This is a genomic window from Streptomyces sp. NBC_00104 (assembly GCF_045160825.1).
Taxonomy (GTDB): domain Bacteria; phylum Actinomycetota; class Actinomycetes; order Streptomycetales; family Streptomycetaceae; genus Streptomyces.
The window spans coordinates 5650907-5676308 of sequence record NZ_CP108215.1 but is presented as its reverse complement, the minus strand read 5'-3'; the positions used below and the strand labels follow the sequence as shown (position 1 = coordinate 5676308).

The following is a 25402-nucleotide window of genomic DNA, read 5'->3' as shown; positions in this document are numbered from 1 at the left end:
GCCGACCTCCCCCAGGGTTGTGGACCGCCGTGCGGCCCTGTGGACGACTTCTCGTCGACCGTAGTGTGTTCGTTCTCGTCTTCTGTGCCGCGGGTTACTTCTTCTCGACCGCGTGGCCGCCGAACTGGTTCCGCAGCGCCGCGATCATCTTCATCTGCGGAGAGTCCTCCTGGCGCGACGCGAACCGCGCGAAGAGGGAGGCCGTGATCGCGGGCAGCGGCACGGCGTGGTCGATGGCGGCCTCCACCGTCCACCGGCCCTCGCCGGAGTCCTGTGCGAACCCCTTCAGCCCGTCCAGGTGCTCGTCCTCGTCGAGGGCGTTCACCGCCAGGTCGAGCAGCCAGGAACGGATGACCGTGCCGTCCTGCCAGGAACGGAAGACCTCGCGGACGTCCGTCACCGAGTCGACCTTCTCCAGGAGCTCCCAGCCCTCGGCGTACGCCTGCATCATCGCGTACTCGATGCCGTTGTGGACCATCTTCGCGAAGTGCCCGGCGCCGACCTTGCCCGCGTGCACCGCGCCGAGATCGCCCTCGGGCTTGAGCGCGTCGAAGACCGGCCGCACCTTGGCGACGTTCTCGGCGTCACCGCCGTACATCAGCGCATAGCCGTTCTCCAGGCCCCAGACTCCGCCGGAGACACCGCAGTCGACGAAGCCGATGCCCTTGGCCGCCAGTGCCTCGGCGTGCTTCTCGTCGTCCGTCCAGCGGGAGTTGCCGCCGTCCACGACGACATCTCCCGGCTGGAGCAGCTCGGCCAGTTCGTCGACGGTCGACTGGGTGGCGGCGCCGGCCGGGACCATCACCCACACGACCCGCGGGCCCTTGAGCTTGCCCACCAGCTCTTCGAGGCTGTGAACATCGGCGAGATCCGGGTTCCGGTCGAATCCGATGACGGTGTGGCCTGCGCGGCGTATCCGCTCGCGCATGTTGCCGCCCATCTTGCCGAGGCCGACGAGACCGAGCTCCATCAGTTGTTCCTTAGGTTGCGACGTGGCATGAGGGCACCTGCGTACCCAGCACGAGCCTAAACCCGGACGCTCACGCACACCTGTGGGCATACCCGCTCAAACGTATGCCCCGACCTGCGGCTTCGCACCGAGGGCCCGGTGCTCCACCGGGCCCCGCGGAGCTGTGGACACCCTCCGGCGCCTCGGCCGGGGCGGTGTCCGGCCGGTCAGCCGCTGAGCCGCACCGGCATGATCAGGTACTTGTAGGCCTCGTCCGCCTCGGCGTCCACGGCCGGCTTGCCGCTGAGCAGCGCGGGCTTGGTGGACGTCGTGAACGACAGCTGCGCCACCGGGGAGTCGATGGCGCTCAGGCCGTCCAGCAGGAACGTCGGGTTGAAGGCGATCGAGATGTCGTCGCCCTCCAGCTGGGCGTCGACCCTTTCCACAGCCTGTGCGTCGTCGCTGGAGCCGGCCTCCAGGATCAGCACGCCCTGCTCGAAGCTCAGCCGCACCGGGGTGTTCCGCTCGGCGACCAGGGCCACACGCTTGACGGCCTCCACGAAGGGGGCGGTCTCGATGACGGCCACGCTGTTGAACTCCGTCGGGAACAGCGTGCGGTACTTCGGGAGGTCGCCCTCCAGCAGCCGCGTGGTCGTCCGACGGCCCGCGCCCTCGAAACCGATCAGGCCCTCGCCCGAGCCCGAGCCGGAGAGCGCCAGGATGACGCTGTCGCCGCTCGTGAGGGCCTTGGCGGTGTCCAGGAGCGTCTTGGCGGGCACCAGTGCGACCGCGGACGCCTCGGGGTTCTCCGGCTTCCACAGGAACTCGCGGACCGCGAAGCGGTAGCGGTCGGTGGAGGCCAGCGTGACCGTGTCGCCCTCGATCTCGATGCGCACACCGGTGAGCACGGGCAGCGTGTCGTCGCGGCCGGCGGCGATGGCCACCTGGGCGGCGGCGGAGGCGAAGACCTCACCCGGGACGGTGCCTGTGGCGTTCGGCATCTGCGGCAGGGACGGGTACTCCTCCACAGGCAGTGTGTGGAGGGTGAACCGCGAGGAGCCGCAGACCACGGTCGCCCGTACACCGTCCGTGGAAATCTCCACCGGGCGGTTGGGGAGAGCGCGGCAGATGTCGGCAAGGAGCCGGCCGGAGACGAGCACCGTGCCCTCCTCGTCGACCTCGGCCTCCACGGAGACCCGCGCGGAGACCTCGTAGTCGAAGCTGGAGAGGCTCAGCTGGCTTTCCTCGGCCTTCAGAAGGAGGCCGGCGAGGACCGGCGCCGGCGGACGGGCCGGGAGGCTGCGCGCCGCCCAGGCCACTGCCTCCGCGAGTACGTCGCGTTCCACCCGGATCTTCACTGTTGCCGCCTCCTGCTGTTGCCGGCGCTTCTCGCCCTGCCTGGCTTCGTCGTCTGTCTCGGTGTCGCTGATTCCGGTGAGGGGAAGGACACCGGGGAACAGTCTGACGCACACCGCTGACACTCGGAGCCTCTCGGGGTCAAGTCGTGACGAGGCGCGGTCGGGCAGCCCAGAGCGAGTTGTGCACAGGACCCACTTCGAAACGGATTCCCAGCTCTCTCTAGTTGTCAGTAGTAGTAGGGCCTGTGGAAACCGTGGATAACCCCGTTTTCGCAGCTCAGGCGGCAAATTTTGTCCACCGGGCCTGTGGGCGGAGGCGGTGGACAACCGGGGGTATCTGTGGAGAACAGAAAGTTCTGCACACACCGTGCACAGCCCGGGGGTACTTCTCCCCAGCGGCGTCCCCAGGTTTACCCACCTTTCCCACAGCCCAACCAGGCAACTTCGTGTGACGCCTTTCACTCGACACGGTGAGAAGGCGCGTTGGCTTGCCGAACAGTGGACAGGCATGTGGAGAAGCCGACGATCACTGGGGACAACCGGCCGCAGCCTGTGGGCCGTCGGTGGACAACTCCGTCCACAGTCTGTGGATCCCCATTTCGTCCACAGCCTGTGGAAAACTTTCGTCCACGAATCCACAGGGGGTTGACCTGGATCGATGATCCCGCAACCGCCTGCCCTGTGGACACGATCTGCATAACTTCCCGGTCCCCAGGGTGTGGACGGCAAAAAGTCCCCGAATCTGTGGAGGGAGGCCGTAACGCGGCAGGTATTCGAACACCCGATGACGGTGCGGCGACGGACGAAGCCTCCCCGGAACGCCGAAGGCGCCCTCGGGAACTCGTCCCGGGGCGCCCTCAGCGACGTACGACGGCCTTCTGTCAGCCGTTCTTGATGCGGTTCGTCAGCTCCGTCACCTGGTTGTAGATGGAGCGCCGCTCGGCCATCAGCGCGCGGATCTTGCGGTCGGCGTGCATGACGGTGGTGTGGTCACGGTTGCCGAACTGCGCGCCGATCTTGGGCAGCGACAGGTCGGTCAGCTCACGGCACAGATACATGGCGATCTGGCGGGCGGTGACCAGGGCGCGGCCGCGAGAGGTGCCGCAGAGGTCCTCGACCGTGAGCCCGAAGTAGTCGGCCGTGGCGGCCATGATCGCGGTGGCGGTGATCTCGGGGGACGCGTTCTCGCCGCCCGGGATCAGGTCCTTGAGGACGATCTCGGTCAGACCGAGGTCCACCGGCTGCCGGTTGAGCGACGCGAAGGCCGTCACCCTGATCAGCGCGCCCTCCAGCTCGCGGATGTTGCGCGAGATCCGGGACGCGATGAACTCCAGTACCTCGGGCGGGGCGTTGAGCTGCTCCTGCACCGCCTTCTTGCGGAGGATCGCGATACGCGTCTCCAGCTCCGGCGGCTGGACATCGGTGATCAGACCCCACTCGAAACGGTTCCGCAGCCGGTCCTCCAGGGTCACCAACTGCTTCGGCGGCCGGTCGCTGGAGAGCACGATCTGCTTGTTCGCGTTGTGGAGCGTATTGAAGGTGTGGAAGAACTCCTCCTGCGTCGACTCCTTGTCCGCCAGGAACTGGATGTCGTCCACGAGCAGGATGTCCATCTCCCGGTACCGCTTGCGGAAGCTGTCGCCCTTGCCGTCGCGGATGGAGTTGATGAACTCGTTGGTGAACTCCTCCGAGCTCACGTACCGCACCCGCGTGCCCGGATAGAGGCTGCGCGCGTAGTGCCCGATCGCGTGCAGCAGGTGCGTCTTGCCGAGCCCCGACTCCCCATAGATGAAGAGGGGGTTGTACGCCTTCGCCGGCGCCTCGGCGACGGCCACCGCGGCCGCGTGCGCGAAACGGTTCGAGGCGCCGATGACAAAGGTGTCGAAAAGGTACTTCGGATTCAGACGTGCCGTCGGCTCACCCGGACCGGGTGCCGGCGCGGGCTGCGCCGCCAGCGGGCCGGGGGCGCTACTGGCCGGTCCACCCCGGTGCACATGCCCCGAGCCCGGACGCGGCTCGGGGCGCTCGCGCCGGTCCGGCCGCGGATAGTCGGAGTCGGAACCCTGCCGGTCGTACTCGGAGCGCTGCTGGTCGTACGGCGGCCGGTCCATGGACTGCGAACGGTAGTCCGACGACGGCGAAGCGTACGGGTCCCTCTCCGGGAACCCGAGCCGCTGCTGCTGCCAGCCGTAGTCGTCCTGCGAAGGCCGTGGCCAGGCGCCCGGCTCGGGCCGCTGGTACTCGGACGGATACGCGGGGCGCGCGGTCGGAAGCTGGTCGGAGCGGCCGGAGGGGTGCTGGTCCGAGCGAGGGGGCGGCAGCAGGTCACCGGGCCCGCCGCTCAGCTGGTCGCCGCGTCCCGGGCCTCGGTCGTCGGCCCGGTGGCGGCCGTACCCCTCGTAGGGGGCGCGGGCCGGGCCGTCGTATCCGTTCTGGTTCTCGTACGCGTTCTGGTTCTCGTACCCGCCGCGGGCGTCGCGCCCCTGGCTGTCGTACGCGTCCCTGTTGTCGTAGGCGTCACGGCTCTGGGACGGGACGGAGGGGAGCTCGGGCTCCTCGAAGCGGTGCCGGGTCGGAGGGGGCGCGGGCTCGCCGACGGAGCTGTCCACGGTGATCGCGATACGGATCGGCCGGCCGCACTCCCGGCTCAGGGTCTCGCTGACGATCGGCGCGAGACGGCCCTCGAGTACGCCCTTCGCGAACTCGTTCGGGACGGCGAGAAGAGCCGTGTCCGCGACCAGTGCGAGCGGCTGGCAGCGCTTGATCCAGCGCTCGTCCTTCACCTCGACGCCCTGACCGTGGCCCTCACCGAGGAGCTTCTCCAGTACTCGTGGCCACACTGCGGCAAGATCGGCAGGTACGTCAGCCACAGGGCACGCTCTCTCACAGGTCCCACGAACGTGTGGTTCTGGGACAGGTTGGTTTGGAACTCGGGTGGGGCGCTCGAAACGAGGTGCTGGTGGGTGGGTCGGGTCCCAGCAGCCAAAGGAAAGGGAACGAATCGGAGTTCAGTCACGGTAGTCACGGCGACCGGTACGGTTCAAGTTGTTGTCCCCAGCCTGTGGATAGTGTCTCCCTGTGGCCTCCGGTTTGACCGAATGGCGCAGCCGCGCGTACCGTAACCAGGTCGAGTTGTCGATGGCTGCTGCCGCCTGCCTCCGATGGGCACAGATCGCGTCAGGTGATCGGACAGCGGTGCACTCGGGCGTTTATACGAGCTACTCGTGGGCGCACGGTGACAGCCAGGACGGCACCCGCAAACACCGATTTCTTTCTGGAGCCCCCGAGTGAGCAAGCGCACCTTCCAGCCGAACAACCGTCGTCGCGCGAAGACCCACGGCTTCCGCCTGCGGATGCGTACCCGTGCCGGTCGCGCGATTCTCGCGAACCGCCGCAGCAAGGGTCGCGCCAGCCTGTCCGCCTGATCCCGATCAGGTCATGACGTCGTGCTGCCTACCGAGCATCGGCTGAGGCGGCGCGAGGACTTCGCGACCGCGGTACGACGAGGACGCCGGGCCGGACGCCCACTCCTCGTCGTTCACCTACGTAGCGGTGCCACGGACCCGCACGCGCCTGGGGAGAGCGCTCCCCCGACGCGTGCGGGTTTCGTCGTGAGCAAGGCCGTCGGTGGCTCGGTCGTACGCAACAAGGTGAAGCGCAGGCTTCGCCATCTGATGCGCGATCGAGTCGCCCTGTTTCCCCCCGGTAGCCTGGTAGTCGTACGAGCGCTGCCCGGAGCGGGTGACGCCGACCACGTACAACTGGCCCAAGACCTGGATGCCGCCATAGGGCGGCTGCTGGGAGGGGGCGCACGATGAAGTACCCGCTGCTGGCGCTGATCAAGCTGTACCAGTGGACGATCAGTCCGCTGCTCGGGCCGGTCTGCAAGTACTACCCGTCGTGTTCCCACTACGGCTATACGGCCATCGACCGGCACGGTGCGATCAAGGGAACGGCACTCACAGCCTGGCGCATCCTGCGGTGCAATCCGTGGTCGCTCGGCGGTGTGGACCATGTCCCGCCGCGCAAGCGCCCGCGGTGGCACGAGATGTTGCGTGGCACGTGGCGCGCACGCAAGGGCGGGTCCTCCGCCGCCGAACCGGCCACCGAGGGGCATGTTCCTTCGAGCCCGGCCGCCGAGAGCCCGTCCCATGCCCAAGGAGCATGATTAGTGGACACGATTGCCAGCCTCTTCAGCTTCATCACGACACCTGTCTCCTGGGTCATCGTCCAGTTCCACAAGGTGTACGGCGCCCTCTTCGGCGATGACACCGGGTGGGCCTGGGGCCTGTCCATCGTGTCCTTGGTGATTCTGATCCGTATCTGCCTGATCCCGCTCTTCGTGAAGCAGATCAAGGCGACCCGGGCGATGCAGACGCTGCAGCCCGAGATGAAGAAGATCCAGGAGCGCTACAAGAACGACAAGCAGCGTCAGTCCGAAGAGATGATGAAGCTGTACAAGGAGACGGGCACCAACCCGCTCTCCTCGTGCCTTCCCATCCTGGCGCAGTCCCCGTTCTTCTTCGCGCTGTACCACGTGCTCAACAGCATCGCGAACAACGACACCATCGGCTCGATCAACCAGAGCCTGCTGGACAGCGCGCAGAAGGCGCACATCTTCGGTGCCCCGCTGGCCGCGAAGTTCACGGACAGCTCCGCGGACGTCACGGCACTCGACGCCTCGCTGACCACGGTCCGCATCGTGACCGCGGTCATGATCGTCCTGATGTCGGCTTCGCAGTTCTACACGCAGCGTCAGCTGATGACGAAGAACGTCGACACCACGGTGAAGACGCCGTTCATGCAGCAGCAGAAGATGCTGATGTACGTCTTCCCGATCATGTTCGCCGTCTTCGGCATCAACTTCCCGGTCGGTGTCCTCGTCTACTGGCTGACCACCAACGTGTGGACCATGGGCCAGCAGATGTACGTCATCCACAACAACCCGACCCCGGGCTCCAAGGCCCAGGCGGCTTACCTGGAGCGCCTCCTCAAGCACGTCACGCGGCACGGCAAGACCCGCAACCGCCGTGAGCGCGCCATCGTCAAGGCGATCGTGGCCAAGGGCCGTGACCGCAACGAGCACGAGCGGAAGTTCATCACGGGTCTGGGCAAGGAGGGGCTCGCGGCCCAGGGTGACGGCACCGTGCTCAAGAGCGAGGTCTCGACCGTCGCGACGGCCGAGGACGGTACGCCGGCGACCCCCAGGCGCCAGCAGCCCAAGCGTCAGACCAAGGCCCAGCGTCAGTCCGGTGGTGCGAAGACCGCCGACGACGCCGAGCCGGAGACCGAGCCCATCTCGCTGAGCAAGTCCGACGAGCCGGAGGACGCCAAGCCGGCGGCCGCTGCCAAGAAGGCCGCGCCCAAGCCCGGTGCCGGTGGCCGCAGCAAGGCTCAGTCCGGTCAGCGCAAGGGTCAGCAGCGCCCCAAGTCCCCGTCCAAGAAGTAAGAAGGAGCCCATCCCGTGACGGAAGGCACCACCTCCGCCGCCTCCGAGGGTGGAGACACCCTCACCCGCCTGGAGCAGGAGGGTGAGATCGCGGCGGACTATCTGGAAGGTCTGCTGGACATCGCCGACCTCGACGGCGACATCGACATGGACGTCGAGGCCGATCGTGCCTCTGTCTCGATCATCAGCGACTCCGGCGGCCGCGATCTGAACAAGCTCGTCGGCCGGGAGGGCGAGGTGCTCGAGGCGCTCCAGGAGCTCACGCGCCTGGCCGTGCACCGCGAGACCGGCGACCGCAGCCGACTGATGCTGGACATCGCCGGCTATCGGGCCAAGAAGCGCGCCGAGCTCTCCGAGCTGGGCGCCAAGGCGGCGGCCGAGGCCAAGAGCACCGGCGAGCCCGTGAAGCTGAAGGCGATGACGCCCTTCGAGCGCAAGGTCGTGCATGACGCGGTCAAGTCCGCGGGCCTGCGCAGCGAGTCCGAGGGCGAGGAGCCGCAGCGCTTCGTCGTCGTGCTGCCTGTCTGATTCGGTAGGTACGTTCCTCCGGCCCCGTCTGCCCGCAGACGGGGCCGAACTTTGTCAGCCTGTTGTTCTGATGTCAGCGCCCCAGTGCGCCCTTGCGGTACGGAAGGACGGTCCCCGTGACGGAGTCAGCGGAGCTCCCCCCTGCGCCCGAGCAGGCGCGCGACGTATTCGGCGATCGCTATGCGGACGCGGTCCGGTACGCCGAGCTCCTGGCTGAGGCGGGTGTGCAGCGAGGGCTCATCGGCCCGCGAGAGGTACCCCGCCTGTGGGAGAGGCATCTGTTGAACTGCGCGGTGCTCTCCGAGGTCGTGCCGGAGGGGGTGACGGTGTGCGATGTCGGTTCCGGTGCCGGGCTGCCGGGCATTCCGCTGGCCCTCGTCCGGGAGGATCTGAAGATCACGCTGCTGGAGCCACTGCTGCGGCGCACCAACTTCCTGACCGAGGTGGTCGAGCTTCTGGGTCTCGACCACGTGACAGTCGTCCGTGGCCGAGCGGAAGAGGTCCTCGGGACATTGCAGCCGGTCCATGTGGTGACGGCTCGGGCCGTGGCCCCGCTGGACCGACTGGCCGCCTGGGGCATTCCGCTGCTGCGCCCGTACGGAGAGATGCTGGCGCTCAAGGGCGACACCGCGGAGGAAGAGCTGAAAAGTGCCGCCACAGCCCTGAGCAAGCTCGGTGCGGTGGAGACCTCCATCCACCACGTCGGTGAAGGCGTGGTCGATCCACTGTCCACGGTCGTCCGCGTGGAGGTCGGAGAGAGCCCGGGCGGTGTGCGCTTCGCGGCGAAGAGGGCAAAGGCGGCCCGGACCGGGCGGGTACGCCGACGCCGCTAGGCACTGATCTGGACGTTCACAGATCCGTCCTGACGACGATGAGTACTCCACACAAGCTTCCCAACCTATGCATCTCGGAGTGTCGCGCGATCGTGGGCCGTGCCGCTAGGCATCGTGTTTCACGTGAAACGTCGCTCACTGCTGCACGGCATCATCAGCCGTGGCCGCGCCGCGGCCGAACCGCGCGACCGGAAGCCTCTTGGGTCACTCGGAGAGGTAACGGAGTTTTCCACAGAGGTGGAATTCTCCACAGAACACCAGGCCTCACTGGTTCACGACCCCGAAGGCATGGGAGGCTCTGTTCATTGCGAGCCTGAAGTCGAGGAGAGTGAATCCTTGCGGTCCGACGCCAACATCGCGGGACCGATGACCGATCCGGTCCCCGGTCCCCGTACCGAGTCGATGGGGGACGATGTTTCACGTGAAACACCGCCCCCGATGGACGACACTCCCATCGGTCGTGCTGCCCAACTGGCGGTAGAGGCTCTGGGCCGTGCCGGCGAGGGACTGCCCCGGCCCGAGCAGACCAGAGTCATGGTCGTCGCCAACCAGAAAGGCGGCGTCGGAAAGACCACGACGACGGTCAACCTCGCCGCTTCGCTGGCTCTGCACGGCGCCCGGGTCCTGGTGGTCGACCTCGATCCTCAGGGCAACGCGTCCACCGCGCTGGGAATCGACCATCACGCCGAGGTACCGTCCATCTACGACGTGCTGATCGACAGCAAGCCGCTGTCAGAAGTCGTGCAGCCCGTTCCTGATGTCGAGGGTCTCTTCTGCGCCCCCGCCACGATCGATCTCGCCGGTGCAGAGATCGAGCTGGTGTCCCTGGTGGCACGAGAGAGCCGACTGCAGCGAGCGATTCAGGCGTACGAGCAGCCCCTGGACTACATCCTCATCGACTGCCCGCCCTCGCTCGGACTGCTGACGGTGAACGCGTTGGTCGCCGGCCAGGAAGTCCTGATCCCGATCCAGTGCGAGTACTACGCGCTGGAGGGCCTCGGGCAACTGCTCCGCAATGTCGATCTGGTCCGGGGGCACCTCAACCCCGTCCTTCATGTGTCGACCATTCTGCTCACCATGTACGACGGCCGGACGCGCCTGGCGTCCCAGGTCGCCGACGAGGTGCGCACCCACTTCGGCGAGGAGGTGCTGCGGACGAGCATTCCCCGCTCCGTCCGTATCTCCGAGGCGCCGAGCTACGGGCAGACGGTGCTGACCTACGATCCAGGATCGAGCGGTGCCCTCTCCTACCTTGAGGCGGCACGAGAAATCGCGCTGAAGGGCGTGGGTGTCGGATACGACCCGACGCACGCCCATATCGGTGCTCAGAACAATCCGAGTGTGGTGGAGGGGATCCAGTGAGTGATCGACGGAGGGGGTTGGGCCGTGGTCTCGCCGCACTGATCCCAGCGGCCGCGACAGGAGAGAAGGAGTCCCCGCCAGCCGGAGCGCCCGCACCACAGGCGGCGACTTCTGTCTTCACCCCTGAGCGTGGGTTGGCGGCTTCGAAGGTGGTGACTCTCCCGCCTGTTTCACGTGAAACAGAGGAGCTGTCGCCGAACGGCGCGGCGGAACTGCCCGCAGCGCCCATCGGTGCCTACTTCGCCGAGCTGCCTCTCGACTCCATCACCCCGAACCCGCGCCAGCCGCGTGAGGTGTTCGACGAGGACCTTCTCCAGGAACTGGTTACCTCCATCAAGGAGGTCGGCCTTCTCCAGCCCATCGTCGTACGGCAGGTGGGCCCGTCCCGCTACGAGCTCATCATGGGTGAGCGGCGGTGGCGAGCCTGTCATGAGGCCGAGTTGGAAGCGATCCCCGCGATCGTGCGGGCCACGGACGACGAGAAGCTCCTCCTGGACGCGCTCCTGGAGAACCTGCACCGTGCCCAGCTGAACCCGCTGGAAGAGGCGTTCGCCTACGACCAGTTGCTCAAGGACTTCAACTGCACGCACGACCAGCTGGCGGACCGTATCGGTCGGTCCCGCCCGCAGGTCTCCAACACCCTGCGTCTGCTGAAGCTCTCGGCGGCGGTCCAGCGCCGTGTGGCCGCCGGTGTTCTCTCCGCCGGGCATGCCCGGGCGCTCCTCTCTGTCGAGGACTCGGAGGAGCAGGACAAGCTGGCTCACCGGATCGTGGCCGAGGGACTGTCGGTTCGAGCGGTCGAAGAGATCGTCACACTCATGGGCTCGCACCCGAAGAGCACCGCACGGTCCAAGGGGCCCCGGGCCGGCTCCGTGCCCTCCCCGGCGCTGGGCGAACTCGCAACCCGGCTCTCGGATCGCTTCGAGACGCGCGTGAAAATCGATCTGGGCCAGAAGAAGGGCAAGATCACCGTGGAGTTCGCCTCCACGGAGGACCTTGAGCGGATCCTGAGCACGCTCGCCCCGGGCGAGAAGCTCGCTCTCCAGAAGAGCCTCCTGGACGACGACTCGGAGGAGACGGAGGCCTGAGCCTCCGAATGACAGGAGGCCTGCGGCCCGTCGACCGCATGAGCGGGCTGTGTCCGATGTATACCGGACACAGCCCGCTCTTTGCTTTGAGGCGGTATCGAGGCAATCACATCGTGGATACGATGCGTTCGGGTATCGCGCATCGGCCTGGCGGATCTTCTTGGAGAGGCGGGGGCATGCGAACCGTGAGCCGTTCCGGACTGGTGACCGCAGGCCTGGGACTCGGCGCGGTCGGCGGATTCGTCGGCAGTCTGCTCAGGGAGCGGAGCGCTCTGACAGCCGCTCGCGACGCTGCGGGCGAAGGAAGCGAGGAACAGCCTTCATGGGGCGTCGGCTCGTACCGCTCACGCTGGACAACCTTCAGGACCTTCCCAAGCGCTGTCGCTCGTGTGTCTTCTGGGAGTTGGACCCAGTCAGCGGCGAGGCCGCGGTGAAGGGGGGCACCCCCGCACTGGAGAAGGAAGCCTGGATCTCCGCCGTCCTGCTGGACTGGGGGTCCTGCGGCCGGGTCGTCTACGTGGACGAGGTGCCGGTGGGCTTCGTGCTGTACGCGCCTCCGGCTTATGTGCCCCGCTCCACGGCGTTCCCCACGAGTCCGGTGTCGCCTGACGCGGTCCAGTTGATGACCGCCTTCATCATGCCGGGCTACCAAGGGCAGGGGCTGGGTCGTGTGATGGTCCAGACGGTGGCCAAGGATCTGCTGCGACGGGGCTTCAAGGCCATCGAGGCTTTCGGTGACGCCCGCTGGGAGGAGGCGGCGTGTGTCCTTCCAGCCGACCATCTGACGGCCGTGGGCTTCAAGACGGTCCGCCCTCACCCCACCTATCCCCGGCTGCGGTTGGAGCTGCGGACGACGCTCTCCTGGAAGGAGGACGTCGAAATGGCTCTGGACCGACTTCTGGGAGCAGTCCAGAAGGAACCGGCGTTGCGACCGCTCTAAAACGAAGGGGCCGACCCGCTTGGGTCGGCCCCTTCATGTTTCACGTGAAACATCACTCGGCGATGAAGTCCTCGAGGTCCCGCACGATCGCCGCCTTGGGCTTGGCGCCGACGATGGTCTTGGCGACCTCGCCGGCCTGGTAGACGTTCAGCGTCGGAATGGACATGACGCCGTACTTGGCAGCCGTGGCCGGGTTCTCATCGATGTTGAGCTTGACGATCTCGATCTTGTCGCCGTACTCCTGGGCGATTGCTTCGAGGGACGGCGCGATCTGGCGGCACGGACCGCACCAGGCGGCCCAGAAGTCCACCAGGACGGGCTTGTCGTTCTTGAGGACGTCCTGCTCGAAGGAGTCGTCGGTCACGTTCTTCAGAGTGCCGGCCACTGAGGGCTCCTAACTGGTTGGTGCGGTGGGGCGGACGGGGGTCAGACGGCGGTCTTCTCGGGCTCGGCGGCCTGCTCGCCGTCGGCGAGAGCGGCGAGGAAGCGCTCGGCGTCGAGGGCCGCGGAGCAGCCGGTGCCGGCCGCGGTGATCGCCTGGCGGTAGGTGTGGTCGACGACGTCACCGGCGCCGAAGACACCGGTCAGATTCGTCCGGGTCGACGGGGCGGCCACCTTCAGATAGCCCTCGTCGTCCAGGTCGAGCTGACCCTTGAAGAGTTCCGTGCGCGGGTCGTGGCCGATCGCGATGAACAGCCCGGTTACCGGCAGCTCAGAGGTCTCGCCCGTCTTGATGTTGCGCAGCTTCAGTGCGGCGAGCTTCTGGTCGCCCTGAATCTCGGCGACCTCGCTGTCCCACACGAAGGAGATCTTCGGGTCGGCGAACGCGCGCTCCTGCATCGCCTTGGAGGCACGCAGCGTGTCCCGGCGGTGGACGATGGTCACGGACTTGGCGAACCGCGACAGGAAGGTGGCTTCCTCCATCGCCGTGTCACCGCCGCCGATCACGGCGATGTCCTGGTCCTTGAAGAAGAACCCGTCACAGGTGGCGCACCAGGAGACACCGCGGCCGGAGAGGGCGTCCTCGTTGGGCAGCCCGAGCTTGCGGTGCTGGGAGCCCGTGGTGATGATGACGGCCTTGGCACGGTGCACCGTGCCGGCGGTGTCCGTGACGGTCTTGACCTCGCCGCTCAGGTCGACGGCGACAATGTCGTCCGGGATGAGCTCGGCACCGAAGCGCTCGGCCTGGGCGCGCATGTTGTCCATGAGGTCGGGACCCATGATGCCGTCCCGGAAGCCGGGGAAGTTCTCCACCTCGGTGGTGTTCATCAGGGCGCCGCCTGCGGTGACGGCGCCCTCGAAGACCAGCGGCCTCAGCGACGCGCGCGCGGTGTAGAGCGCCGCCGTGTAGCCGGCGGGCCCGGAGCCGATGATGATCACGTTACGGACGTCGCTCACGGCTTGATTCCTCGTCTCTGGGGACTGCTGCGTACTGCCGGTGGGAGCTGCTCTCGGAACTCTCACCCCACCCAACGGATCCTAAGGGGCGTGCATTCCCGGTGTGTCCGGGCACACGGAGACGAGACACCGCACAGGGATGCCAGGGGTGGCACAGCGCGGGAGACAGTCCTCAGGGGCGAGAGTACGACCGCTTCACGAGAACGTCGCCGGCGGGTTCCGAACCCTTGTCCAAGCAGGAGGCATCGACGATGTATGCGGTGACGCGGGAGTCGTCGGAACGATGGGGAAGCAGCACGAGATACGCGTCGGCTCCCCGGTAGGTACCCGGCTCGGAAGCGATCGCGCCCGTGGTGTCGCCGATGCCCTTCGCGATGCAGACGGGCACATCGATCTTGAAGAACGTGTTCGTGCTCTTGTCCGGTGACGCCGCGGTTCCGAAGGGATCCTTCTGAGGTGACCTCTGGGCCTCGGTCTTGCCCAGGAGATCTCCGACCCGCTTCTCCAGCTTGACGCCGGAGAACGTGTCGGCCGATGTCGGAATCGCGCTCGTGGGACTGTCGCTCTCACCGATCGATTGGACGAGGACGGCACCGAAGCCCAAGGCGGCGATCGCGAAGACGGCACCGATGGCTGTCCTGCGACGGTTTCGGCGCTTGTGACTCGTGCGGCCCGGGCCGGTGGACGCGCGTGGATGGCCGACAGGGCGATCCACCACAGGCGATGTTTCACGTGAAACATGAGCGTCGCCCTCGCTCGCCGTCGTGCGGGAGCCCTCGGCAGGCTCATCGTCGGTCTCGTGCTCGGGTGCCGTGGCGTTCAGCAGGGCTTCGGCGGCCAGTGCGGCATCGATCCGTCCCGCCACGTCGTCGGGCATGCGGGGAGGGCCGGGCAGGGTGCCGAGCAGACCGCGGATCTCCTCCAGCGAGGCGTACACGTCGGCGCAGAGCAGGCACTCGTCCAGGTGCTGACGGACATCCGCGGTACGGGACGGCGGGAGCAGACCTTCGCTGAGGTCGGAGATCTCCGCGACTTCCGGGTGTCCGGCCGTGTCGGTCGTCGATGTCACGCTCGCCCACCTCCGCCCTTCACAGCAGCTGAATCGCTTGGCCCTGCATCATGTGGTCCCGCTGCGGGTGGGACGGATGTCCCCTGCGCCCGGTTCCTTCCCGTCCCCGACTTTTTGCCGCCGTCGCCCTCGCCCTCCGTACGGAGATGGGTCAGGAGCGGCAGAAGTCTGGCTCTGCCACGGGCGCAGCGGCTCTTCACCGTGCCGGTCGGCACATCGAGGATCTGCGCCGCCTCCGCCACCGGGTAGCCCTGCATGTCCACCAGGACGAGCGCCGCCCGCTGATCCCGCGGCAGGGTGCCCAGAGCCTCCAGCAGCTGGCGGTGCAGATCGTTGCGCTCGGCGGGAGCGGAAGCCGACTCGTGCGGCTCCAGCAGCTGCTCCAGGCGCTCGGTGTCGTCGACGGGCGACGTCTTGCGGGAGGCCGCCTTCCGGGCACGGTCCAGGCAGGCGTTCACCGTGATGCGGTGCAGCCAGGTCGTGACGGCCGCCTGGCCACGGAAGGTGTGGGCGGCCCGGTAGGCGGACACCAGCGCGTCCTGGACGGCGTCAGCGGCCTCCTCGCGGTCCCCCAGCGTGCGCAGAGCCACCGCCCAGAGCCGGTCCCGGTGACGGCGTACGAGTTCGCCGAAGGCGTCGGGGTCGCCCTCGACATGCCGGGCCAGGAGATCCTGATCGCTCACCCCGCTGTGATCAGCGCTGTGCGCCAATGGACCCCCTCCCTCGGTGAAATCTCAGCCCGTGAACTTCACGTCGGTGATCGCCTGCTTGTAGCCGGCTCCACTGAACTGGTCACCGTTCGCCCTCGGCACATCGGTGAGCCAGACGAGAACGTACTGGGTCTTCACCGACTTCTTGGCGGAGATCCTCAGTTCCGTGCCACTTGTCTTGTTCGTGGCGATCTTCGTCATGGAGCTGAGCGGAGCCGACGACGACAGGGAGTCGGCCGCGTACAGCGTGGCCGTCGTGTGGTCGCCGGTGTAGTACAGCCCTATCGAGGCCGCCGACACCTCCTTGACCGAGCCCAGGTCGTAGACGATGCCCACACCCTCTTTGAACGGCGCCAGGGTGGGGCCGTCGTTGTAGGAGTAGGTCCGCCAGTACGTCGACGAGCTGGCGTCGTACGTCAGCTTCGCGTCGTCTGCGTGCTGGGGCTTCCCGTCCGGGAAGTACTCCGCGGCGTCCTTGATGCTGAGCGTCGTGACGGGCTTGGCCTTGTCGGTGCCCTTGTCGTTGCCGTCCGTCGTCTGGCTGGTGTCCGGCTCGCTGGACTGGCCCCTACTGTCCATCAGCGCGTCGGCCAGCTGCCAGCTGCCGAGACCGAGTGCGGCGATCAGCAGTGCCGAGACGGCCCACTTGAGGGCCTTGCCGGTCCGGCTCTGCAGCGGGGGCGGCGGGGTCTGCAGTGGCTGGGTGACGCCGACGTGGGGGGCCTGACGGCCGTAGCTCCCCTGTTGGTACGTCGTGTGCTGGTAGTCGGGCGGCGCGGTGAACGCGGGCTCCGGCGGGCGGATCCGTGGCATCTCACCGATGGCCTTCACCAGCTCCTCCGGCGTCGTGCACGGAGACTCGTGGCGGGATGCGGTGGCACCGTCGTTGGCGAGCGCGCGCATGGAGAGCTCCGACAGCCCCCGGTGGACGCCCGCACGGACCTGGTCGGGTGCGATGAGCCCGACGCCCTTGGGGAGCCCGGAGAGGCCGTGCGCGTCGTTCTCGTACGGCCAGCGCTGGGTGAGCGCCGCGTACAGCAGCGCACCGATCGCCTCAGTGTCCGTGCGCTGCGGCGTGTCCGAGCCGATGCCGCGCAGCGCGGCGTTCACCGCGAGACCTCGGATGCGCCACTGCCCGGCGGCCGAACGTAGCACCGCGCTCGGGTTGAGCCGCAGATGCGAGAGGCCCTCGCGGTGCGCGGCGGCCATGGCATGGGAGAGCTGCGTGACCATCTGGTACGCGTCATGCGGCTCCAGCGGACCGGAGGCCAGCAGCGTCGTCAGCTCCGTGGCGTCGGGCAGCCATTCGTGCACCACGTACACGAGGTCGTTCTCCTCGACCGCGTCCAGTACCTGGACGAAGCGGGGATCACCCAGCAACGCCGAGGAGCGGGCCGCCGCCAGCACGGAACGAGCGCGCGCGTGGTCGGCGGGCAGTACATGCACCCCGACCGCGCGGCGCAGCTTCTCGTCCACGGCGCGCCAACTGCTGAAACCGTCCAGACGGGTGACGCACTCTTCGAGGCGGTAGCGCCTGGCGAGTTTGTGGCCGCTGTGCAGTTCGGGCGGTGTCGTCTTCGAAGGGCTCTCGGTACCGCCGCTCCCCTGTGCCTCTTCGCTCGCCGAGCTTTCCGTGTCCCGCTCCCGGTTCTGGGCCTCCCCGTCGGCCGTGGACTGGTCCGCTTGTGCGGTCAGCGGCTTGTCGCCGCTGTTGTCTGCCACGTCGACGGCAGCCGTGCTCCGTTCCGCCACCGTCGTTCCTGCCTCCCCATTCGTTGAGCGCTCCAAGGCGCCAGAGCCAATTGTGCCCACAGTCCGCCGCTATGAGCGACACGCGTCGGCGGACGATGGTTGTGCGCGTACCCCAGCCTCAGCGCCCCAGCCGTCCGCGAACCATGCCGACCATGGAGTTGAGCTCTTCGATCCGCATGCGTCGCGCGGCGACGTAGAAGACACCGAGCAGGACGATTCCTCCCCCGACGAGTGCGAGCATCGAGCCGCCGACTCCCTGTCCCAGGCTTCGGCTGATGCCGTAGCAGGCCGCGCCGCTGACCAGCGCCGCGGGCAGCGAGGCGATGGACAGCCGCGCGTATGTCCGCATGACCTTGGAGCCGTCCAGGTCCCCGCCCAGCCGCTTCTTGAGGCGCCGCCAGGCGACGCCGACACCGATCATGTATGCCAGACCGTACGAGGCCGCCATGCCCACCACGGCCCAGCGGGCCGGGATCACGAAGAAGCAGATGGCGGAGGCGCTCGCGTTGACGGCGGCCACTATGACCGTGTTGTAGAAGGGCGTCCGGGTGTCCTCGTACGCGTAGAAGGCGCGGAGGACGACGTACTGCACGGAGTACGGGATCAGGCCGAGCCCGAAGGCCATGAGCATGAAGCCCATGTTGGTGGCCGCGCCCGTGCCGGACGAACCGAAGATCAACGTGCACATCGGGATGCCGAGTGCGACGAAGCCGAAGGCGATCGGCACGATGGCGACCGCCGTGGTGCGCAGGCCCTGTGAGATGTCGTCACGAACGGCGCCCGTGTCGTCCTCGGCGGCCGAGCGCGAGATGCGCGGCAGGAGAGCGGCCATGAGAGAGACGGTGATGATGGCCTGCGGAAGGCCCCAGATGAGCTGGGCGTTGGCGTAGGCACTGAAACCTGTGCCGGCGATGTTCGTCTCCGTGACCGCTGCGGTAGCCAGCTGGGTGACGACGAGGGCCCCCGCCTGGTTGGCGAGTACGAACAGGATCGTCCACTTGGCGAGCATCGCGGCCTTGCCGAGGCCGTGGCCCTTCCAGTCGAAGCGCAGCCGCATCCGGAACCCGGTCTCCCGCAGGTACGGGATCATCGCCAGGGCTTGGACCACGAGCCCCAGGAGGATGCCGATACCGAGCAGCCGCTCGCCCTCCGGCGGGATGTTCTCGACCGACATGTGGGAGTCAGCCGCGCTGCCGTAGACCCAGAGGAACGCGCCGAGGGTGACGATGATGACGATGTTGTTGAGGACCGGGGTCCACATCATCGCGCCGAAGCGGCCACGGGCGTTGAGGATTTGCCCCATCACCACGTGGATGCCCATGAAGAAGATCGAGGGCAGGAAGTACCGAGTGAAGGTGACAGCGACGTCGTTGGCCTCGGCGTTGGTGGCGAGGGGGGTCGACAGAGCGCGGACGAGTAGCGGAGCGGCGAACATGGCGAGCGCGGTGAGGAGGCCCAGGATCACCATGACCAGGGTCAGCAGCCTGTTGGCGTAGGCCTCTCCGCCGTCCTCGTCGTCCTTCATGGCACGGACGAGCTGTGGCACGAAGACGGAGTTGAGACCACCGCCGACAGTCAGGATGTAGATCATCGTCGGCAGCTGGTAGGCGACCTGGAAGGACTCACCGAGAAGGGCGAGACCGAGCGCCGAGACGATCATCGCCGAGCGGATGAACCCCGTCAGGCGCGACACCATCGTGCCCGCCGCCATGACGGCGCTCGACTTCAACAGGCCCGAGGCCCGCCCGCCCTTCTTCGCGGCAGGCGTGGGAGCCGGTGCGGGCTCCTCGTACGCCGGGCGGCCCGGACCGGGCGTCGGGGCGGGGGCCGGCCCGGGAACGGAGGGCTGCCCCATGGGGGCGTGGCCGCTCTGCTGCTGGTCGCGGAAGAGGTGGGCGAACGCGTCCGGCTCGTGGCGCTCCTCGCCGGCCTGTGTCACCAGGTCGTCCACGCCGACGAACTGGGTCGTACGGGCGTCGTCGCCGTACGGCAGATGCCGTGTCGGTCCCTCGGGCTCGGGTGCCGGTGTCTGGGCCCAGACCCGGGGGTCGGGCGCGTACTGCGGTGCCGACGGCTGGGAGTAGAGCGGCTGCTGCGGCTGGTAGGTGCCCGGGGCCGGCGGCGGGTGTGCGGCGCGGTCGTAGAGCGCCTCAGCCACCGGGTCCTGGGCGGCGAGATCCCGTGCGCGATAGGGGTCCTGGTCGTAGGCGTCCTGGAGGTACATGTCCGCGGGAGGCTGCGGCGGCACCTGGCCCGGCCCGGGCAGCGGGCCGTCGGGATACCCCGAGTCGGCCGCGCCCTGGCCGCGGTCACCGTCGTACGGCGCGTTCATGGTTACCCCACCTCATCGTCCCCGGGCCAACCGGCCACGACAATCGCTCAACGGTCCACTCTCTCACCCGTGCCGGACGGGTCGGCGCTTTCCGGAGCGGTGTCCGGTGCCGGGTCACTCGGGTGCTCCGGCGCGTCTGCCCCGGCCTTCACCGGAGACTCCTCCTCGGCAGTGTGTACGACTGAGGCCGCCTTGGCGTTCGCGTCCTCGTCCGTCGGAACGCCTTCCGACGAGTCGTCGTCCGTCGAGGCACCCTCAGCCTCCAGCCGGGCGGCGGCGCGCTTGCGTTGCGTGTACATCCGGAATCCGGCGAGGACGAGGAGCAGGACGCCACCGGCGATGACCAGCATCACCGTGGGCGTGATCTCGGTGACGTTCACCGTGAATCTGACCTCGTCACCATACTTCTCGCCGTCCGCCGTGTAGAGCTGGGCGACGACGGTGACCGGCCCGTTGGCCTCGGCGTTGGTGGTGAACTTCACCGACTCGCTGTGCCCGCCGGAGATGTCGACGGACTGCTCGTCGAAGTCGTCGTCACCGATCTTCAGACGCTTCGGGGCCTTCGACGTGAGGCGCAGTGTCAGGTTGTCCACGCCCTGCACGAGGTTGTTCTGCACGGTCACGGGGATCGTCGCGCTGCGGCCCGAGAGCTTCGTCTCGGACTTTTCGATCAGCCGGACCTGGTCGGTGAGCGAGTTGAGGTACGACTGGACGTCGTTGCGGTAGACCGCCGCCTCGACGGAGTGGTCCCGCCAGGAGGTGGACATCTCCCGGTCCATGGTCCTGCCGAACGGCGTGACCACGCGGGACTGGTCGGAGAGGATCACCTTGAAGCGGTCGAGGTCGGCCTGCGTGGCCCGGATCTCTTCGAACGCCGACTTGGGCAGCGCCCGCTTCCGCAGCGGAGAGGGGTATGCCGAGGCCGACGGGATCCTGGTGCTGGCGCTCGGGTCGGGCTTCGCGGCGGCGGCAGCCGACAGCTCCTGGGGCTGTGACCAGTTGCCGCCCTGGAGCGCCGTCAGAGCCTGCGCCATCGTCTGCGCCTGGCTCGCCGTCGGCATGCGCTGCGGGGCGATCACGATGCTGCGCTGCTTGTTGTTCTGGAGGTCCGTCACCAGGCTCTGCGCGAGGAACCTCTGCACCGCCAGCGTGGAGCTCTCGGCCTTCGTCATATCGCCCTGGAAGGCGGTCGACAGCCGGGCGTCCGCGACCACGGCCGTGGTGCCGCCGCCGATGGGCCGGGCCGCGTTGGGCGTGTAGGACAGGCTGCTGCTCTCCTGCAGGCTGTCGCTGCGGGCGATCACCTTGTCGGCGCCCGCGGAGATGGCGACCTTGACGATCGACGGGTCGACGGCGCCGTTCACGGGCCAGGCGAAGTCCGTCTCCGGTACCACCCGGAGGATGTTCTCGACGGTGTCCGAGGCCACATCGGTGGCGTCCTTCAGCCGGCTGAGGGAGCCGGTGATCGTCTTGCCGTTGTGGGCCAGCGACGCGAGGTCGGGGTCGGCGAAGGGGAGAGCGATCACTTCCTCGCCCTGGACCGCCGTCTCCAGTTCCGCCAGCCACTCCTTGGCGACGGCCTGGTTCTTGCCCGTGACGGTGGTGCCCCCGCTGCGGACCCGGTAGCCCTCCGTCATCGCGACGACCGACGCCAGCAGGTCCGGATCGATCACCCAGGTGATGTCCAGATCCTTGCCCAGCGTCAGCATCTGCTCCAGGCGTCCGCCCGCGGAGATCTCCTTGGCCAGGTCGTCGTTGAGGAAGACGGGCGTCTGCTGCTCGCCGGGACCGGTCTCGGCCGTCAGGTGAGTGGTGGAGATCAGCGGCCAGAGGTACGTCGTCTTCGTCTTGGCGCCCGCCTCGTCGGGCTGCCAGGGCAGGAACGTGCGCTGGATGCCGAGCACCTGGTCGTACTGGGCGGCGGAGGTCTTGCCCGAGAGCGTGACACCCAGCTGATAGACACCGTCCGAGCCGAGGTCCAGCTCCTTGACGGGCACCGAGATGGTGAAGGGCTGAGCCACGCCGGAGGCGAGCGTGGAGAACTTCTCCACGTACTTCCCGCCGACCTCCCTCCCGTCGGTGTACTGGTCGAAGCCGGTGCGCTTGGCCGCGTCGTCGATGGCCGAGCGGCCCGTCACGGTCGCCGAGGCCACGCGCAGGCCCACATGGGCGTCCGTGACCGTCTGCTTGCCCTTGTTCGTGACCGTGCCGGAGACGGTGACCGTGTCTCCGTCGGTGGGCACGCTGGGGGTGAGCGAGTCCAGGGAGACCTCGACGGTTTTCGACCCCGTGGCCTTGACCAAGGAACCCTTCGGCGCCGCCTGCGCGTCCGGGGCCGCGGGCAACTGGAACAGACCGGCCAGCAGGGGCGCCCCGGCGAACAGTGCCCCGGTGCGCAGCAGCCACCGGCGGGCAGGTGAGGGACTCGTCCCCTGGAAGTCTGCCGCCTCGGCCACGCGCTCGCCCGTCCCTCGTCGTCGTCAGTGGTCGTCGGAATGTGCGTCCACGCATGGTAACGATGTGCGCTGAGGGGAAGTGCCGCGGTCCGCTCCACAAGATCGGGGGAGGAGGCCGTGCTGTCCCCGTATGTGCACGTATCAAAGGGGTCGGTGATGGGGTCACCTGCGCGAAGCCGTTGTGCACGTTCAATGGAGGCGACTGCTGCCACCGGCGCCACGTACCCTTTTCTGTTGTGCCGAACGCCAACGAAGACATCAGTGCCCTGAGCCAGGTGCAGCGCCGCGCGGTGAGTGAACTGCTGCGGGTGTCGCCTGTCGCCGACGACCTCGCCCGCCGTTTCCAGGAGGCCGGGTTCTCGCTCGCCCTGGTCGGTGGTTCGGTCAGGGACGCGCTGCTCGGCCGGCTCGGCAACGACCTGGATTTCACGACGGACGCCCACCCTGAGAACGTGCTGAAGATCGTGCGTCCTTGGGCGGATGCCGTCTGGGAGGTCGGGATCGCCTTCGGCACGGTGGGGGCGCAGAAGGACGGCTACCAGATCGAGGTCACGACCTACCGCTCCGAGGCGTATGACCGGACCTCGCGCAAGCCCGAGGTGTCGTACGGTGACTCGATCGAGGAAGATCTCGTACGCCGTGACTTCACTGTGAACGCGATGGCGGTGGCCCTCCCTGAGAAAGAGTTCATCGACCCCCATGGCGGGCTCGAGGACCTCTCGGCGCGCGTACTGCGGACTCCCGGCACCCCTGAGGAGTCCTTCTCCGACGACCCGCTGCGGATGATGCGGGCCGCGCGTTTCGCCGCTCAGCTGGACTTCGAGGTGGCCCCTGAGGTCGTCTCGGCGATGAGCGACATGGCCGGCCGTCTCGAGATCGTCTCGGCGGAGCGGGTACGGGACGAGCTGAACAAGCTGATTCTGTCCGCCCACCCCCGGGAGGGCCTGAGCCTGCTGGTCGACACCGGGCTGGCCGAGCACGTCCTGCCCGAGCTGCCGGCGCTGCGGCTGGAACGAGACGAGCACCATCGCCACAAGGACGTATACGACCACACGCTGATCGTCCTGGAGCAGGCGATCGCGCTCGAGGAGAGCGGACCGGACCTCACGCTGCGGCTCGCCGCGCTGCTGCACGACATCGGCAAGCCCCGCACTCGTCGATTCGAGAAGGACGGCCGGGTCTCCTTCCACCACCACGAGGTGGTGGGCGCCAAGATGACCAAGAAGCGCATGGCGGCCCTCAAGTACTCCAACGAACTCGTCAAGGATGTCTCGCGCCTGGTCGAACTCCATCTGCGCTTCCACGGGTACGGCACCGGTGAGTGGACGGACTCCGCCGTCCGCCGCTACGTGCGAGACGCCGGCCCGCTCCTCGATCGGCTCCACAAGCTGACCCGCTCCGACTGCACCACACGGAACAAGCGCAAGGCGAACGCTCTGTCCCGCGCGTACGACGGCTTGGAAGAGCGCATCGCCCAGCTTCAGGAGCAGGAGGAACTGGACTCCATCCGCCCGGACCTCGACGGCAACCAGATCATGGAGATCCTGGGCGTCGGGCCCGGCCCGGTGATCGGGCAGGCATACAAGTTCCTGCTGGAGCTGCGGCTGGAGAACGGGCCGATGGAACACGGCGAGGCGGTGACAGCACTCAAGGAGTGGTGGGCTCAGGCATCGCAGGTTTCGTGACGAGAGGTATTCCGTCGCCTTCGGAGGACAGCGCGGTGCGATGTTTCACGTGAAACATCGCACCGCACTGCTATGTCGCGCAGTCGACTCGGGCGTCATGGACGCCGGAGCGTCGATGTTTCACGTGAAACATCGACGCTCCGGCGTCAGCGCTGTCTCGCTACCCCGAAACGGGCCATGACCGTAGCGATCACTCCGTAGATCACGGCCACAGTGAGCACCAGAGCGACTGAGCGGCCGTCCGGGGGGAGCATCAGGGCGGCCATGGCGGCGGCGCCGACGAAGGCGACGTTGAACAGGACGTCGTAGAGGGAGAAGATCCGGCCCCGGTAGCCGTCCTCGACAGAGGACTGGACGATCGTGTCCGTCGAGATCTTCGCCCCCTGTGTCACCAGACCCAGGACGAAGGCCGCGATCAATATGGGCCCCTGCGTGAAGGGCAGGCCGAGGGCCGGTTCCAGCACGGCGGCGGCCGCGGAGCAGGTGACGATCCAGAGGCCGGGACCCAACCGCCCGGCTGCCCAGGGCGTCATCACCGCCGCGGTGAAGAATCCCGCTCCCGATATCCCCACGGCGAGACCGAGGAGGGCCAGCCCCTCTTCCGGGTCGGACGCCCCGGAGCCGGTGGACGACCAGGCGTACCGGCAGAGCATGAGCACCATGACCGTCAGCGCGCCGTAGCAGAACCGCATGAGTGTCATCGAGATCAGTGCCCAGGCGGCCGCCCGTCGTCCAGGCTCGGCGAGATGTCGCACGCCCGCTGCCAGACCCCGTGCGGTCCCGGCGAGCGCCGCACCCAGGCGCGGTTGCACCAGCTCGGGGTCCGGGCCGAGCAGTTCCCGGGCCATGCGCAGTGAGGCCAGGGCCGCGCAGAGGTAGAGGGCCGAGCCGAGGAGGACCACCGCGGCGTCGGAGTCCGAGGCCACCAGCCGTACGACGAAGGCGAGTCCGCCACCGGCGGTCGCGGCGAGCGTTCCGGCTGTCGGCGAGAGCGAGTTGGCGACCACGAGACGGTCGGCGTCCACCACACGGGGCAGCGCGGCGGAGAGTCCCGCCAGGACGAAGCGGTTGACCGCCGTGACGCAGAGCGCGGAGACATAGAAGAGCCAGTCGGGCACATGGCTCAGGATGAGGACGGCTGTCACCGATGCCAGCAGGACGCGCAGCACGTTTCCGTACAGCAGGACCTGGCGGCGCCGCCAGCGGTCCAGCAGGACGCCCGCGAAGGGGCCGACGAGGGAGTACGGAAGAAGCAGGACCGCCATCGCGGAGGCGATCGCGGCCGCCGACGTCTGCTTCTCGGGCGAGAACACGACGTAGGTGGCGAGCGCGACCTGGTAGACGCCGTCGGCTCCCTGGGACAGCAGTCGTACGGCCAGCAGCTGCCGGAAGTCCCGGAAGCGGAGCAGGATGCGCAGGTCGCGCACGACGGACATGGGCCACAGCCTCACATACGGGGAGGGCCCCCGGGCGCATGACCCGGAGACCCTCAA

Annotated in this window: 21 protein-coding genes; 10 read left to right on the top strand and 11 right to left on the bottom strand. The window is 67.9% G+C overall.

Annotated elements, in window-relative coordinates:
• Positions 1-94 precede the first annotated feature (94 nt).
• The 3 genes from gnd to dnaA all read right to left on the bottom strand — a co-directional run bounded on the left by gnd (position 95) and on the right by dnaA (position 5177).
• On the bottom strand, positions 95-970 hold the full coding sequence (gene gnd, locus OG272_RS25005) for a phosphogluconate dehydrogenase (NAD(+)-dependent, decarboxylating) (RefSeq protein ID WP_405894895.1): 876 nt from the start codon (positions 968-970) through the stop codon (positions 95-97).
• Positions 971-1176: 206 nt separating this feature from the next.
• Positions 1177-2307 carry a DNA polymerase III subunit beta gene (dnaN, locus tag OG272_RS25000; RefSeq protein WP_327732179.1) on the bottom strand — a complete coding sequence of 377 codons (1131 nt, stop codon included), beginning with the start codon at positions 2305-2307 and terminating at the stop codon, positions 1177-1179.
• An 881-nt stretch (positions 2308-3188) separates the two neighbouring features.
• On the bottom strand, positions 3189-5177 hold the full coding sequence (dnaA, locus tag OG272_RS24995) for a chromosomal replication initiator protein DnaA (RefSeq protein ID WP_327728790.1): 1989 nt from the start codon (positions 5175-5177) through the stop codon (positions 3189-3191).
• A gap of 417 nt (positions 5178-5594) precedes the next feature.
• Here dnaA and rpmH point away from each other — a divergent pair, with 417 nt between their 5' ends.
• From rpmH to OG272_RS24950, 9 genes are all read left to right on the top strand, one after another.
• On the top strand, positions 5595-5732 hold the full coding sequence (rpmH, locus tag OG272_RS24990; protein WP_005482975.1) for a 50S ribosomal protein L34: 138 nt from the start codon (positions 5595-5597) through the stop codon (positions 5730-5732).
• A gap of 21 nt (positions 5733-5753) precedes the next feature.
• The gene (gene rnpA / locus OG272_RS24985; RefSeq protein WP_078853524.1) at positions 5754-6125 is read left to right on the top strand and encodes a ribonuclease P protein component; all 372 of its coding nucleotides are present in this window, start codon (positions 5754-5756) and stop codon (positions 6123-6125) included.
• Entirely contained in the window at positions 6122-6475 is a 354-nt protein-coding gene (yidD, locus tag OG272_RS24980) for a membrane protein insertion efficiency factor YidD (protein WP_257543242.1), read from the top strand. Before rnpA ends, yidD begins: the two co-directional genes overlap by 4 nt.
• Positions 6476-6478: 3 nt before the next feature.
• Complete coding sequence (gene yidC / locus OG272_RS24975; protein WP_327728791.1) at positions 6479-7756, top strand: membrane protein insertase YidC; 1278 nt, start codon at positions 6479-6481, stop codon at positions 7754-7756.
• Positions 7757-7771: 15 nt separating this feature from the next.
• A complete protein-coding gene (locus OG272_RS24970; RefSeq protein ID WP_326580727.1) occupies positions 7772-8284 on the top strand; it encodes a R3H domain-containing nucleic acid-binding protein in 513 nt (170 codons plus the stop codon).
• Positions 8285-8400: 116 nt separating this feature from the next.
• Positions 8401-9117, top strand: a complete 717-nt coding sequence (gene rsmG / locus OG272_RS24965) for a 16S rRNA (guanine(527)-N(7))-methyltransferase RsmG (RefSeq protein ID WP_326580729.1) — start codon at positions 8401-8403, stop codon at positions 9115-9117.
• Positions 9118-9405: 288 nt separating this feature from the next.
• Positions 9406-10479 carry a ParA family protein gene (locus tag OG272_RS24960; protein ID WP_326585726.1) on the top strand — a complete coding sequence of 358 codons (1074 nt, stop codon included), beginning with the start codon at positions 9406-9408 and terminating at the stop codon, positions 10477-10479.
• Positions 10476-11567 carry a ParB/RepB/Spo0J family partition protein gene (locus OG272_RS24955; protein ID WP_327750234.1) on the top strand — a complete coding sequence of 364 codons (1092 nt, stop codon included), beginning with the start codon at positions 10476-10478 and terminating at the stop codon, positions 11565-11567. Before OG272_RS24960 ends, OG272_RS24955 begins: the two co-directional genes overlap by 4 nt.
• Before the next feature lie 322 nt (positions 11568-11889).
• Positions 11890-12507 carry a GNAT family N-acetyltransferase gene (locus OG272_RS24950; RefSeq protein WP_327728793.1) on the top strand — a complete coding sequence of 206 codons (618 nt, stop codon included), beginning with the start codon at positions 11890-11892 and terminating at the stop codon, positions 12505-12507.
• A gap of 52 nt (positions 12508-12559) precedes the next feature.
• Here OG272_RS24950 and trxA read toward each other — a convergent pair whose 3' ends face one another.
• The 7 genes from trxA to OG272_RS24915 form a co-directional block, all read right to left on the bottom strand.
• The gene (trxA, locus tag OG272_RS24945) at positions 12560-12892 is read right to left on the bottom strand and encodes a thioredoxin (RefSeq protein ID WP_005482961.1); all 333 of its coding nucleotides are present in this window, start codon (positions 12890-12892) and stop codon (positions 12560-12562) included.
• A gap of 41 nt (positions 12893-12933) precedes the next feature.
• Positions 12934-13905, bottom strand: coding sequence for a thioredoxin-disulfide reductase (gene trxB, locus OG272_RS24940; protein ID WP_405894894.1), 972 nt, complete (start codon positions 13903-13905; stop codon positions 12934-12936).
• Positions 13906-14077: 172 nt separating this feature from the next.
• Entirely contained in the window at positions 14078-14974 is an 897-nt protein-coding gene (locus tag OG272_RS24935; protein ID WP_327728794.1) for a hypothetical protein, read from the bottom strand.
• Positions 14971-15684 (bottom strand): RNA polymerase sigma factor SigM, encoded by a 714-nt coding sequence (gene sigM / locus OG272_RS24930; RefSeq protein ID WP_326580741.1) that lies wholly within the window; start codon positions 15682-15684, stop codon positions 14971-14973. The genes OG272_RS24935 and sigM overlap by 4 nt, the downstream gene beginning before the upstream one ends.
• Positions 15685-15708: 24 nt before the next feature.
• Positions 15709-17436 (bottom strand): protein kinase family protein, encoded by a 1728-nt coding sequence (locus tag OG272_RS24925; protein ID WP_327728795.1) that lies wholly within the window; start codon positions 17434-17436, stop codon positions 15709-15711.
• 118 nt (positions 17437-17554) lie between these two features.
• Positions 17555-19768, bottom strand: coding sequence for a murein biosynthesis integral membrane protein MurJ (gene murJ / locus OG272_RS24920; RefSeq protein ID WP_327728796.1), 2214 nt, complete (start codon positions 19766-19768; stop codon positions 17555-17557).
• Positions 19769-19815: 47 nt separating this feature from the next.
• Positions 19816-22224, bottom strand: coding sequence for a DUF6049 family protein (locus tag OG272_RS24915; protein ID WP_326580747.1), 2409 nt, complete (start codon positions 22222-22224; stop codon positions 19816-19818).
• A gap of 236 nt (positions 22225-22460) precedes the next feature.
• On the opposite strand from OG272_RS24915, the gene OG272_RS24910 reads away from it, so the two are divergent.
• Complete coding sequence (locus OG272_RS24910; RefSeq protein ID WP_327728797.1) at positions 22461-23909, top strand: CCA tRNA nucleotidyltransferase; 1449 nt, start codon at positions 22461-22463, stop codon at positions 23907-23909.
• A 146-nt stretch (positions 23910-24055) separates the two neighbouring features.
• Here the strand turns inward: OG272_RS24910 and OG272_RS24905 are convergent, their stop codons facing one another.
• Positions 24056-25345 (bottom strand): MFS transporter, encoded by a 1290-nt coding sequence (locus tag OG272_RS24905; protein WP_327728798.1) that lies wholly within the window; start codon positions 25343-25345, stop codon positions 24056-24058.
• Positions 25346-25402 lie beyond the last annotated feature (57 nt).